11 protein-coding genes are annotated in these 12592 nt (G+C 69.3%); 9 read left to right on the top strand and 2 right to left on the bottom strand.

Annotated features, from left to right (window positions below):
* Nucleotides 1-365 precede the first annotated feature (365 nt).
* Entirely contained in the window at nt 366-965 is a 600-nt protein-coding gene (locus AC1DZ6_RS07800) for a hypothetical protein (RefSeq protein WP_477096625.1), read from the bottom strand.
* Between the two features lie 224 nt (nt 966-1189).
* On the opposite strand from AC1DZ6_RS07800, the gene AC1DZ6_RS07795 reads away from it, so the two are divergent.
* The 8 genes from AC1DZ6_RS07795 (at nt 1190) to rpoD (ending at nt 11015) form a co-directional block, all read left to right on the top strand.
* Entirely contained in the window at nt 1190-1714 is a 525-nt protein-coding gene (locus AC1DZ6_RS07795; protein ID WP_477096624.1) for a bactofilin family protein, read from the top strand.
* A gap of 79 nt (nt 1715-1793) precedes the next feature.
* Nucleotides 1794-2339 (top strand): hypothetical protein, encoded by a 546-nt coding sequence (locus tag AC1DZ6_RS07790; RefSeq protein WP_477096623.1) that lies wholly within the window; start codon nt 1794-1796, stop codon nt 2337-2339.
* 159 nt (nt 2340-2498) lie between these two features.
* Nucleotides 2499-2810: a hypothetical protein gene (locus tag AC1DZ6_RS07785; RefSeq protein WP_477096622.1), complete on the top strand. Its 312-nt coding sequence runs from the start codon at nt 2499-2501 to the stop codon at nt 2808-2810.
* 65 nt (nt 2811-2875) lie between these two features.
* A complete protein-coding gene (locus AC1DZ6_RS07780) occupies nt 2876-3958 on the top strand; it encodes a glycerophosphodiester phosphodiesterase (protein WP_477096621.1) in 1083 nt (360 codons plus the stop codon).
* Between the two features lie 207 nt (nt 3959-4165).
* Complete coding sequence (locus AC1DZ6_RS07775; RefSeq protein WP_477096620.1) at nt 4166-5458, top strand: hypothetical protein; 1293 nt, start codon at nt 4166-4168, stop codon at nt 5456-5458.
* A gap of 111 nt (nt 5459-5569) precedes the next feature.
* Entirely contained in the window at nt 5570-6466 is an 897-nt protein-coding gene (locus AC1DZ6_RS07770; RefSeq protein ID WP_477096619.1) for an EamA family transporter, read from the top strand.
* Nucleotides 6467-6709: 243 nt separating this feature from the next.
* On the top strand, nt 6710-8629 hold the full coding sequence (gene dnaG / locus AC1DZ6_RS07765) for a DNA primase (protein WP_477096618.1): 1920 nt from the start codon (nt 6710-6712) through the stop codon (nt 8627-8629).
* A gap of 436 nt (nt 8630-9065) precedes the next feature.
* Nucleotides 9066-11015 (top strand): RNA polymerase sigma factor RpoD, encoded by a 1950-nt coding sequence (rpoD, locus tag AC1DZ6_RS07760; protein WP_477096617.1) that lies wholly within the window; start codon nt 9066-9068, stop codon nt 11013-11015.
* 80 nt (nt 11016-11095) lie between these two features.
* Here rpoD and AC1DZ6_RS07755 read toward each other — a convergent pair whose 3' ends face one another.
* Nucleotides 11096-11659, bottom strand: a complete 564-nt coding sequence (locus tag AC1DZ6_RS07755) for a hypothetical protein (protein WP_477096616.1) — start codon at nt 11657-11659, stop codon at nt 11096-11098.
* A gap of 283 nt (nt 11660-11942) precedes the next feature.
* On the opposite strand from AC1DZ6_RS07755, the gene AC1DZ6_RS07750 reads away from it, so the two are divergent.
* The coding region (locus AC1DZ6_RS07750; protein WP_477096615.1) for an anti-sigma factor family protein at nt 11943-12592 on the top strand (650 nt) is incomplete at its 3' end.

Genomic DNA, 12592 nt, shown 5'->3' with positions numbered 1-12592 from the left:
CGCAAACGCGGCTCCCCTCTTCCCCCTGTGGGGGAAGACGACCGCCAAGCGGTCCGTAGGGGGCAAGTGTTCGCCGCACCGAAAGGAGACGCCCATGGTCCAGCCCCGCGCCAAACGCATCCGCCCAAGCCGGCTCAAGCGCGCGATGCGCGCCTACATCCGCGCCAGGTTCAAGGCCGGCTTCATCCGAGCGGCGATCGCTCAGATCGCCCAGATCCGTCGCGACCGGCCCGGCGAAGAAAGCGACGCGGCCAGTTGGCTGCCCCGCTGGGTGCGGCAGATGGCGCTGGACGGGACCCCGCCGCCCGAGCCGGACATGTGGTCCTTCTACTGGCGGGGCCGGGGCCAGAAGAACCGGGGCGAGCCTACTCCCCCCGCTTCAGCCGCTCCCGATACGCCGCCGAGCTCGCCACATAGCCCTCGGCGTCGCCGTAAGCCTGGAAGTCGCGGTAGCGGTCGTGGCTGCCCTTGACCTTCAGGGCGTGCTTGATCGGGCACCAGTACTGCTCGGTGCGGGCGGTGACCTCGCGGGCATAGGCGATGACGCCGTTGCCATAGCCGCAGAACACGCAGTTGAGCTTCTGCACCGGGTTCAGATAGCCCAGCCGGTGGCGGTCGATGACCACATATTCCGAGCGTTTGACCCGGACGATGCCCCAGGCAGTGAAGCAGCCCAGCTGGTAGAGGCTGATGCTGACGTCGAGGATGAACAGCGGCACGGCCATGCCGTAGATCAGCGGCATGGTGAGCAGGGTGGGCCAAGGCGTGCGGCCGATGTTCATGCCCTTGCGGTGCGCCTTCTGGCGGCGCAGGGCGTCGGCCTTGAAGCAGGGCTTGCCGGCGGGATCGGTGTGGACCTCGTGGTCCTGCGCGTGGCGCGCGGCCCGAGCGACGAAGGCGGCCTCGATCTGGGCCTCCACCGAGCGCAGGCGGTCGATCAGCTGTTCGAGGGTTTCGTTGGGCATGGGGCGCTCCGCTTGCGGAGACCATGGGGCGAGTCGCGACTTGCCCCCACCTGACCGCTTCGCGGTCTGTCCGCCCCACAGGGGGCGGAGGACGAACGCGCGACGTCCTCTTCCGCCTCTGGGGGAGGAGGGCCGCAGGCCCGGAGGGGGCAAGTGTTCACCGCACGGCGCCGCTCTTGCTCCACCAAACCCACAACGCACCATTTCGAGACAAGGCCGTCGCCATGTTCGCCAAGAAAAAAGACAACACCCCCGCCCCGGCCTTCACGCCGCTGGCTCAGATCGAACCCGCGCCGGTCGCCTCGGCGCCCGCGCCGGCCGCCGCGCCGCCGCGTCCCAGGCCGGCCTCGATGGTCGCCCAGGGCGTGGCCATCAAGGGCGACGTGATGGGCGACGGCGAGGTCCACCTGGACTGCGTGGTCCAGGGCGACGTCCGCGTCGGCAAGCTGATCCTGGGGCCCAACGCCCGGGTCGAGGGCGCGCTGCACGCCCAGGTCATCGAGATCCACGGCCGGGTGACCGGCCAGGTCTCGGCCAAGCAGGTGCGTCTTTATGGGACGGCCGTGGTCGATGGCGACATCACCCACGAACAGCTGGCCATGGAGACCGGCGCCCAGTTCCAGGGCCGCAGCCTGAAGTTCCAGCGCCCGGCCCCGGCCGCCGGCTCGGCCCCGAGCTCCGCCTCGATGGCGGCTTCGATCGCCCCCGCCGCAGGCCACGCGCCGGCCATGGCGGTCTATCCGGGCTGATCGCGCGTTCATGCTCTCGAGCGGCGCGGGATGGGCATGAGGCCTTTCCCGCCGCCCGCCGAGCGCGCTAGGATTTCGCATGCGTAACCGGGTCCCAAGCACACGCGTCCTGATCCCCGCCCTGCTGGCGCTGGGACTGGCGGCCTGCTCGCGGACCGACGACCGGGCCAGCGCGCCGACGGCGGGCGCCGGCTCCGTCCCCTCGGCCGGCCAGGACGCCGCGCCGGCGGCCGGCGGCCCCACCACGCTCAAGCCGGGCCTGTGGAAGACCGTGACCCAGACCCCGGCCGGCCCCGAGGAGTCGCTCCACTGCGTGGGCGACGGCTACGACCCCGGCGCCGAGGCCGCCCGCAAGGTCTCGCCCTGCGGCAATCCCACGGTGAGCCGCACCGCCGACGGCTTCCTGCTGGACCATGTCTGCGAGAAGAACCACATCACCTACGCCCTGACCGGCACGGTGCGGGGCGACTTCGTCACCACCGCCGACACCGAGCTGGAACTGGTCGTCTCGGCCTTCGGTCGCAAGCAGACGATGCGCCTGAAGGCGGCCAGCACCTACCAGGGTCCGTGCGATCCGGGCGCCCAGAAGACCAGCGAAACGGCCGGCAAAACGCCCGCCGGATAGGCGCCGGAATCGCCGCCCACGCGAAGCTGTGGCAGGCAGGACACTTAACCCGATCGATCGCGCGAACCGGCGAAAACCGGGGGAACGGTCCGCTACGGCGCAGCCTTGTATCTGCGAGGGCCGGCGCCGCGTTTGGACGCCGCCCGAGGAGTCGACGCCATGAACGGTCCGCTTTTGACGGTGGTTCCCGACCCGGCCCAGCCGGTCGAGGTCTACAATCTCAGCCGGGGTCCCGAGACCACGACCCAGCGCGTGCGCCGCCTGCAGAGCGAGGCGCGCCTGCTGGCCCGCGAGCAGATCGAGGCCATGGGCCGCGACCTGGACGACCTGGCCAAGCGGGCCCTGGAGATCGCCGAGGGCGGCGACGCCTATGCCGTCGGCGTGCGTGAAATGTGCTCGCGCCTGGCCTCCGACCTGCCCCAGAAATCGCAGAGCCTGCTCGCCATCCTGAACCGCACCGCCAAGGACTAGGGACGACCCGAGGATCGGGCCGGAAGGGTCGGCGGGCTGGTCAAACCGTCACATCGGCGCGCTAGATGGCGGCCATGACCCTGCTGACCCGACGCGCCCTCACCACCGCCGCCCTGGCCGGCACCCTGCTGTCCGGCACGAGCTTCGCCGCCGCGAGCAAGAAGCCGATCGTCATCGCCCACCGGGGCGCCTCGGGCCTGCGGCCGGAGCACACAGCGCTGGCCTACGATCTGGCCATCGACCAGGGCTGCGACTTCATCGAGCCCGACCTGGTCCCGACCAAGGACGGCCATCTGATCGCCCGGCATGAGAACGAGATCGGCGGCACGACGGACGTGGCCAGCCGTTCCGAGTTCGCCGGCCGCAAGGCGACCAAGACCATCGACGGCCAGCAGATCACCGGCTGGTTCACCGAAGACTTCACCCTGGCCGAGATCAAGACGCTGCGGGCCCGCGAGCGGTTGCCGCAACTGCGTCCCGGCAACACGAAATACGACGGCCAGGCCCAACTGCTGACCTTCGACGAGGTGGTCGCCATCGCCAAGGCGGGCAGCCAGCGCACCGGCCGGACCATCGGCGTCTATCCCGAGATGAAGCACCCCAGCTACTTCGCCAGCATCGGCCTGCCCGTCGAGGATCGGCTGGTCGCCCTGCTGAAGAAGAACGACCTGGACTCGGCCACCGCCCCGGTCTTCGTCCAGTGCTTCGAGGTCACGCCGCTGAAGACCATTCGCGCCAAGACCAAGGCCCGGCTGGTGCTGCTGACCGCCGGCCAGGGCGGCCCGCCCGACCTGCCGAACGTCACCTACTCCCAGTTGGTCAGCGCCTCGGGCCTGAAGGGGGTCGCCCTCTACGCCGACGGCCTGGGTCCGGAGAAGACCCAGATTATCCCGCAGGACGCCGACGCCCTGCTGCCGGCCACGTCGCTGGTCAAGGACGCCCACGCCGCCGGCCTGGTCGTCCACCCCTGGACGGTGCGGGCCGAGAACTACTTCCTGCCGTCCAGCCTGCGCCGCGGCGACGCGACCGCCGCCGACTACCTGGCCCAGCCGGGTGATGTCGCCGCGGTGTTCAAGGCCCTGTACGCCGCCGGCGTCGACGGCCTGTTCAGCGACTTCCCGGGCCTGGCCGTGGCGGCGCGGGGTTAGAAGACTTCCGCCATAGCCTGTCATCCCGGACAAGGCCCGAAGGGCCGCCGATCCGGGACCGCCGGAAGCGCCTGCGCTCAGGCGTCGGTCCCGGATCTTCGCGCTGCGCGCTCGTCCGGGATGACGACACATACAGAGGCCAGCGCTCTTGCGGGAACCGGCGGCGCGGGGCAGCGTGCGCGCCTTCTTCGTCCTGAGACGCCGTCCATGATCCTCCGCCTCGCCGCCGCGACCGCCGCCTTCGCCCTGCTCGCCGCTCCGGCCTTCGCCGCGCCCGAAGGCGCCAAGCTGGACGTCATCGCCAAGGACTTCGTGCGCCTGACCCTGGAGGCCGGCGAACGCGAGCCCGGCTATGTCGACGCCTATTACGGCCCCGCCGAGTGGGCGACCGCCGCCAAGGCCAAGCCGCGCGAGGTGCCGGCCCTGCGCGCCGAGGCCGACCGGCTGGCCGGCGCCTTGAAGGCCGTCGACGGCAAGGCGCTGAGCCCCGACGAGGTCCGCCGCAAGGCCTTCCTGGCCGGTCAGGTCAAGGCCGCCCAGACCCGCCTGGCCATGCTGGCCGGCGTCAAGTTCAGCTTCCAGGACGAGGCCGAGGGCCTGTTCGGCGTGCGTCCGCCGCTGAAGCCGCTGACCGCCTACGACCCGATCCTGGCCAAGATCGACAAGCTGGTGCCCGGCGAGGGCGACCTGGCGACCCGGGTCACCGCCTTCCAGGCCCGTTACACGATCCCGACCGACCGGCTGGAGCCGGTGATGAACGCGGCGATCGCCGAGTGCAAGGCGCGCACGCAGGCCCACATCGCCCTGCCGAAGAACGAGCGCTTCGACCTCTCGTTCGTCACCAAGAAGCCCTGGAGCGGCTACAACTGGTACAAGGGCGACGCCCACAGCCTGATCGAGGTCAACACCGACCTGCCCACCCCGATCAGCCGCGCCGTCGACCTGGGCTGCCACGAGGGCTATCCCGGCCACCACGTGCTGAACGCCCTGCTGGAAGAGAAGCTGACCAAGGGCAAGGGCTGGGTCGAGTTCAGCGTCTATCCGCTGTTCTCGCCGCAATCGCTGATCGCCGAGGGCTCGGCCAATTACGGAATCCGGCTGGCCTTCCCGGGCACCGAGAAACTGGCCTTCGAGCGCAAGGTTCTCTACCCGCTGGCCGGGCTGGACCCGGTCACGGCCGAAACCTACGACGCCCTGGGCGCCGCCACCGCCGACCTGGCCAGCGTCCAGAACACCATCGCCGACCTCTACCTGTCGGGAAAGCTGGACAAGGAGGCCGCCGTGGCCGCCCTGTCCAAGTACGCCCTGAGCTCGCGCGCCAAGGCCGAGAAGTCGCTGAGCTTCATCGAGGGCTATCGCAGCTACGTGATCAACTACAACCTCGGCCAGGACATGGTCCGCGCCCACGTCGAACGGGCGGGCCCGTCGCAGGACGCCCGCTGGACGCGGATGGAGGCGGTGATCTCGCAGCCCACCACGCCGGCGGACCTGGCGAAGTAGGCGACGAGGGGACCTCGCCGCCTTCATTGTCACCGGAGACAATGTTTTCGTTGCGGCGGCGAGCGTGAAACCCCAAGTCCGGCCGATCAGTCCAGTTTGATCGGACCCGCCATGACCGACACGCCCCTGCCCCTGCGCCACTTCCTGCTGGCCCTGGCCGTGGTGGCCGTTTGGGGCACCAACTTCGTGGTCATCCGCGTGGCGCTGGACCACCTGCCGCCGCTGCTGTTCGCGACGTTGCGCTTCACCCTGGTGCTGTTGCCGGTGGTGTTCTTCGTCAAGCGGCCGCAGGTCCCGTGGACCAACCTGGCGGCCTATGGCGTGCTGATCGGCGCGGGGCAGTTCGGCCTGCTGTTCGTGGCCATGAAGGGCCACATCTCTCCGGGCCTGGCCTCGCTGGTCGTCCAGACCCAGGTGTTCTTCACCATCAGCATGGCCATGAAGATCAGCGGCGAGAAGGTGCAGCCGTTTCAGATCGTCGCCCTGCTGCTGGCCGCCTCGGGCATCGTGCTGATCGCCGCGCATGGCGGCGGGGCGGCGACGCCCTTGGGCGTGCTGCTGATCCTGCTGGCCGCCGCCAGCTGGGCCGGCGGCAACATCGTCGCCCGCCAGGCCGGAACGGTGAACATGCTGGCCTATGTGGTCTGGGCCAGCCTGTTCTCGATCCCGCCGCTGTTCCTGATGTCCCTGTGGCTGGAAGGCTGGCCGGCCATGGTCGCGGGCGTCCGAAACGCCGACGCCCTGACCTGGGGCGCGGTGGCCTGGCAGGCGGTGGGCAACACCATGTTCGGCTACGCGGCGTGGGGCTGGCTGCTGGCGCGCCACCCGGCCGCGACCGTCACGCCCATGGCCCTGCTGGTGCCGGTGTTCGGCATGGGCGCCTCGGCCATCCTGCTGCACGAGAGCCTGCCGGGGTGGAAGCTGGCGGCGGCAGCCTTGGTGCTGACAGGGCTGGCGGTGAACATGTTGTGGCTGAAAGTGCGGACGCGGTTTTTGGCGGCGGCATAATTCTTATATCCGCTCATCCCGGCGAAGGCCGGGACCCAGATGGAATGACGGTGGGGCTGACGCCAGGCACGCTGAGCGCTTCCAATCAACCTCCCAGCTATGGGATCTGGGTCCCGGCCTTCGCCGGGATGAGCGGATCAAAGGGGTGGCGCTTATCCACACCTCCACAATCCAGCTCTGGACGAACCGATCATCCGACGTGCGAAACCCGCCGGGTCGGCCTATGCTCATAACCAGACCGCCATGCGTTTCGACGACCATTTCCTCGACGAGCTGAAAACCCGTCTTCGCCCTTCCGACGTGATCGGAAAGTCGGTGAAGCTGCGGCGGCAGGGGCGCGAGTATGCGGGGCTGTCGCCGTTCACCAAGGAAAAGAGCCCGTCGTTCTTCGTCAACGACGACAAGGGCTTCTATCACTGCTTCTCCAGCGGCAAGCACGGCGACATCATCTCCTACCTGCAGGAGACCGAGCGGCTGACCTTCACGGAGGCGGTCGAGCGGCTGGCGGCCGAGGCGGGCATGGCCCTGCCCGAGCCCGACGCCCGCGCCGCCCAGGAGGACAAGAAGCGCGCCGGCCTGGGCGACTGGATGGAGCTGGCCTCGGCCTGGTTCGAGAGCGAGCTGCGCCGTCCCGTTGGCCAGGCCGCCCGCGACTACCTGGCCCGCCGCGCCCTGCCCGAGGACCAGTGGAGCCGCTTCCGCATCGGCTTCTCGCCCAACGGCCGCACGGCCCTGAAGGACTATCTGATCGCCAAGGGCGCCTCGCCGGGCGAGCTGGTCGAGGCGGGCCTGCTGATCGCGCCCGAGGACGGCGGCGCGCCCTATGACCGGTTCCGGGACCGGATCATCTTCCCGATTACCGACACCCGGGGCCGGGTGGTCTCGTTCGGCGGCCGGGCCATGGATCCCGCCGCCCGCGCCAAGTACCTGAACGGCCCCGAGACCACGCTCTTCCACAAGGGCCGGCTGCTGTATGGCCTGTACGAGGCCCGCAAGCTGTTGCACGCGGCCCAGGCCGCCGCGCCGACGGAACAGACGCCGATGCTGGTGGTCGAAGGCTACATGGACGTCGTCGCCTGCCAGCGGGCGGGCCTGCCGGCCGTGGCGCCGATGGGCACGGCCATGACCGAGGAGCAGATGGAGGTGCTGTGGCGCCTGCATCCCGAGCCGACGCTCAGCTTCGACGGCGACAAGGCCGGCCAGCGGGCCGCCGCCCGGGCCATCGACCGCGCCCTGCCGCTGCTGAAGCCCGGCCGCTCGTTCAAGTTCTCGATCGTGACCGGCGGCAAGGACCCCGACGACGTGCTGCGCGAGCAGGGCGCCGCGGCCCTGAAAAGCCAGCTGACCCAGACCACGCCCTTCGTCGAGGCCCTGTTCGTCCGCGAACGCGACCTGGAGCCGCTGGACACGCCCGAGCGCAAGGCCGGCCTCAAGCAGCGCCTGCGCGCCGCGGCCGGGACCATCGCCGACAAGGACCTGGCCGCCGCCTATCGCGACGACCTCTACGCCAAGCTGGACGCGCTGTTTCCCAAGCCGACCTTCGGCGGCGGGCAGGACGGCGGCGGCGGGTACGGCGGCAGGCCCTTCGTGCCGCGCGGCCAGTGGAAAGGCGGGCGCGATCGCGGTCCGCCAGACCCCGGCATTCGCGGCGTCGCCCGGGCCGAGATCGGCACGCGGCTCAAGCCCTTCCACGCCGCCGTGGCCATCGCGGCGCTGGATCATCCGGCCTGGGCCCGGCCCTATGACGAGGCCATCGAGCGGATCGGCTTCGGCGATCCGCGCCTGGCCCCGCTGGCGGTCGAACTGTTCGACGCCCTGTCCGACGGCATCGGCGACGACACCCCGTTCCGCGCCATTCTCGACCGCAAGGGCCTGGGCGGCCAGGTCGCCGAGGTCGAGCGCGTGGCCGGGGCGATCCCCGTGCCGTTCCTCGACCCGAACATGGACCCCCACCGCGCCAAGGCCCTGTGGTCGGCCTGCTACGAGGCCCTGATCGAGATCGGCGACAGCGAACGCGCCCTGGACTCCCTGCGCCGCGAAGCCGTCACCGCCGGCACCCTGTCGGCCACCCGCGACCTTCGGACGCGGATCGGCGTGCTGGAGCGGCAGATCAGCGGCCTGGAGTTCTGGGAAGCCCCGCCCACCACGGTGGCGATCACCTAGAGGGCGACGGGCGAGACGCGCGGAAATAGAACGATACTTAACACTACCCATCTTGACTCGCGCGTCACGCAACGCCATCTGGCGACTCAAGGATTTGCCACGCAGCTGATTGACATCGCTCGGGCCGCCATTTTGATGCGCGCGCCCTCCTTGAAACAGGATGTCACCCTCGCCGCCGCCAGGTCCCAGTGGCTGCTGAAACCCCTCAAGGGTCTATGCTGATCGCGCGCGAAGACAACGCCTCCGCACTGAGCCCAGCTCGCGGAGCGTTAGCCCATGGCTCTTCGGCGTGTTTCAGGCGTTGTTCTTGAGAATTTTTTTAGCGGTTCACTGGATGGCTTGCACGGACGACAGGGCGCGATGCGCAGGCGACCCATCACGTAGACATTTCTCGACGCGCGCCTTGTTTCGGCGCCGCGTCGTTTCGGAGACCTGAATGAGCAACAATTCCTCGGCCGAGACGGAAGCGCCTGAAGCCACCGGCGGCGACGGCCCCCTGCTCGACCTGACCGATGCCGGCGTCAAGAAGTTCATCAAGCAGGCCAAGGCCCGCGGCTATGTCACGATGGACGAGCTGAACAAGGTCCTGCCGTCGGAAGAAGTCACGTCCGAAGCCATCGAAGACACCCTCGCCATGCTGAGCGAGATGGGCGTCAACGTGGTCGAGGCCGAAGAAGACGCCGAAGGCTCGGAAGGCGGCGAAGTCGTCGCCCGCGAAGACAACCAGCAGGTCATCACCAGCGAGAAGCCGGCGGCCTATGACCGCACGGACGATCCCGTGCGCATGTACCTGCGCGAAATGGGCTCGGTCGAGCTGCTGTCGCGCGAGGGCGAAATCGCCATCGCCAAGCGTATCGAGGCCGGCCGCGACACCATGATCCGCGGTCTGTGCGAAAGCGCCCTGACCTTCGAAGCGATCATGGTCTGGCGCGAAGAGCTGGGCACCGGCCGCATCCTGCTGCGTGAAGTCATCGACCTGGAAGGCACCTACGCCGCGATCAACGGCGTGGCCGCCGCGCCGGCCGCCGACGAAGAGCCGGCCGAGCCGAGCGACGAAGAGCCCGGCGGCGAACCCAAGGCCGAGGGCGAAGAAGACGAAGACGATTTCGACGACGGCGCCGGCCCGACGGTCAGCGCCATGGAAGGCGAGCTGCGCGAAGGCGTGATGGCCATCCTCGATGCGATCGCCAGCGAGTTCGAGACCTTCCGCAAGCTGCAGGACAAGCTGGTCGGCAGCCGCCTGAAGGGCGCCGATCTGAGCGATGCGGATCGCAAGGCCTATGAGGGCCTGTCGACCACCATCATCCTGCACCTCAAGACGCTGAAGCTGAACAACAACCGCATCGAGGCGCTGGTCGAGCAGCTGTATGCGATCAACAAGCGCCTGATCGGTCTCGAAGGCCGCCTGCTGCGCCTGGCCGACAGCTACGGCATCAGCCGCAGCGAGTTCCTGAAGGCCTATTTCGGCTCCGAGCTGAACCCCAACTGGGTTGAGCAGGTGAAGGCCATGGGCGTGCGCTGGACCAAGTTCGTCGAGAACGACACCAATTCGGTCAGCGACATCCGCCAGGAAATCGCCGCCCTGGCCACCGAGACCGGCGTGCCGATCGACGACTATCGCCGCATCGTCCAGACCGTCCAGAAGGGCGAGCGCGAAGCCCGTCAGGCCAAGAAGGAGATGGTGGAAGCCAACCTCCGTCTCGTGATCTCGATCGCCAAGAAGTACACCAACCGCGGCCTGCAGTTCCTGGACCTGATCCAGGAAGGCAACATCGGCCTGATGAAGGCCGTCGATAAGTTCGAATATCGCCGCGGCTACAAGTTCTCGACCTACGCCACCTGGTGGATTCGTCAGGCGATCACCCGCTCGATCGCCGACCAGGCGCGGACCATCCGCATCCCGGTGCACATGATCGAGACGATCAACAAGATCGTCCGCACCAGCCGCCAGATGCTGCACGAGATCGGCCGCGAGCCGACCCCGGAAGAGCTGGCCGAAAAGCTGGCCATGCCGCTGGAGAAGGTCCGCAAGGTCCTGAAGATCGCCAAGGAGCCCATCTCGCTCGAAACCCCGATCGGGGACGAGGAAGACAGCCACCTGGGCGACTTCATCGAGGACAAGAACGCCATCCTGCCGATCGACGCGGCCATCCAGAGCAATCTTCGCGAAACAACGACGCGAGTGCTCGCGTCGCTGACCCCGCGGGAAGAACGGGTTCTGCGCATGCGCTTCGGCATCGGCATGAACACCGACCACACCCTGGAAGAGGTCGGCCAGCAGTTCTCGGTCACGCGCGAACGGATCCGCCAGATCGAAGCCAAGGCCCTGCGCAAGCTCAAGCACCCGAGCCGGTCGCGCAAGCTGCGCAGCTTCCTGGACTCGTAAGGGTTCCGAAACCCACGAACGTCAACGCCCGCCTCGGTCAGCCGAGGCGGGCGTTTTCGTTTCAGGCTGCACCCGAAAGGCTAGTTGCGGACCTTGGCGTCGGCCGAGGCGCCGGTGTTGACCGAAGCGCCCACGCCGTCGCGATTGGCCGAGCCGGAGACCCCCACCGAGCCGGCCCCATTGGCCCCGCCGCGGTTGCTCCCCGCGCCGGCGCCCGTCGCGCCGCTCAGCGAACCGGAGACCCCGTCATTGGACAGGTCGCCGGCCGCGCTGGCCGCGCCCGAGGTGTTGGCGGTGGCGGAGCCGGCCGTATCGGTCCCCGCGCCGACCACGGCGTCGGCCGCCGAGCGGCCCTTCTTGACGGTGCGCCCGGTGGCGTCACGCGTCGTCTGAACGGCGTCGCCGGCCCGTTGGCGGGTGCGTTCGGTCGTGGTCTGCAGACGAGAGGTCAGGCCGTCGGTGTCGGGATTGACCTGACCGGASCCGGTCACCGAGCCACCCGCCTGGCCCGTCAATCCGCCCACGGTCCCGCCCAGTCCGCCCGTGGCGCCGCCGGATCCGCCGAGGATCTGGGCCTGGGCCATCGGGGCGGCGAGCAGGAAGGTCGCCGTCGCGGCGGTCATCAGGAATGAAGTCTTGCGCATGGTCTTCTCCTATCGATCGACGAGATCGGGGCGGCTTTAGGGGCCGCATCTCGATCCGTCTGAACGCGTCCGACGGCGTTTGCTTCCCTGTGGCGCCGACTATTTTTGCTCGCGGAAAGGAGAATTTCCTCGGATAATCAACCCAGGAGGGACCGGCATCGAGCCGATCCGCGCGTTCAGGCCACGCCGCGAGGTCGCGTGAAAACGTCGAACGCCCGCCGACAAACTGGCGCAGGGGCCCGCCTCCCGGCTAGAGTAACTCCAGCGACCAAGGAGCCCCGTCATGACCGTCCCGGACGAAGAGGTGTTCGCCTTTGTCGATGGCGAACTGCCGCCCGAGGACATGGCCCGGATCGAGGCGGCCATGGCCACCGATCCGCAGCTGGCCTTGAGGATCGAGACCCAGCGCGCGCTGCGCCGCCTGCTGTCCAGCGCCCATGCCGGGGTCGTGCGCGCCGCGCCGCCCGGCGCTACGGGCGCGGCGGCGCCCGCCAAGCCGCCGCCCTCGACCCAGCCGGCCGAAATCATCGCCTTCCCCGGCGCCAAGGCCAAGGAGAAGGTCAAGGAGAAGGCCAAGCCGCGTGACCCCAAGCTGCCCAAGCCGGCCGGCGCGACCGGCCGGGGCGCGCCCGCCTGGGTCGGCCTGAGCGCCTGTCTGATCGCCGGTCTGGTGATCGGCCGCCTGGCCGCGCCGCCGCCCGTCACGCTCAGCGGCGCCGACGAGCCGGCCCCGATCGCCGCCGGCCCCTTGGCCCAGGCGCTGAACACCCAGACTTCGGGTCAGGCGGCTGGGCCGGTGCGCATCGCCCTGTCGTTCAAGACCGCGTCGGGCGTCTATTGCCGGGCCTTCCAGGCCTCGGGCCGCTCGCCCCTGACGGGGGTCGCCTGCCGGGACCCGGACGCCTGGCGCGTGCGGGCCGTCAGCCCGGCCGG

This window comes from Caulobacter sp. P1_B12_2 (assembly GCF_056406675.1).
This window is presented reverse-complemented; position numbering and strand designations above follow the sequence as displayed.

Coding starts and splice junctions, on each gene's coding strand:
- AC1DZ6_RS07785 (WP_477096622.1), top strand. CDS start 2,499: ATGAACGGTCCGCTTTTGACGGTGGTTCCCGACCCGGCCCAGCCGGTC.
- AC1DZ6_RS07775 (WP_477096620.1), top strand. CDS start 4,166: ATGATCCTCCGCCTCGCCGCCGCGACCGCCGCCTTCGCCCTGCTCGCC.
- AC1DZ6_RS07795 (WP_477096624.1), top strand. CDS start 1,190: ATGTTCGCCAAGAAAAAAGACAACACCCCCGCCCCGGCCTTCACGCCG.
- rpoD (WP_477096617.1), top strand. CDS start 9,066: ATGAGCAACAATTCCTCGGCCGAGACGGAAGCGCCTGAAGCCACCGGC.
- AC1DZ6_RS07780 (WP_477096621.1), top strand. CDS start 2,876: ATGGCGGCCATGACCCTGCTGACCCGACGCGCCCTCACCACCGCCGCC.
- dnaG (WP_477096618.1), top strand. CDS start 6,710: ATGCGTTTCGACGACCATTTCCTCGACGAGCTGAAAACCCGTCTTCGC.
- AC1DZ6_RS07790 (WP_477096623.1), top strand. CDS start 1,794: ATGCGTAACCGGGTCCCAAGCACACGCGTCCTGATCCCCGCCCTGCTG.
- AC1DZ6_RS07770 (WP_477096619.1), top strand. CDS start 5,570: ATGACCGACACGCCCCTGCCCCTGCGCCACTTCCTGCTGGCCCTGGCC.
- AC1DZ6_RS07800 (WP_477096625.1), bottom strand. CDS start 965: ATGCCCAACGAAACCCTCGAACAGCTGATCGACCGCCTGCGCTCGGTG.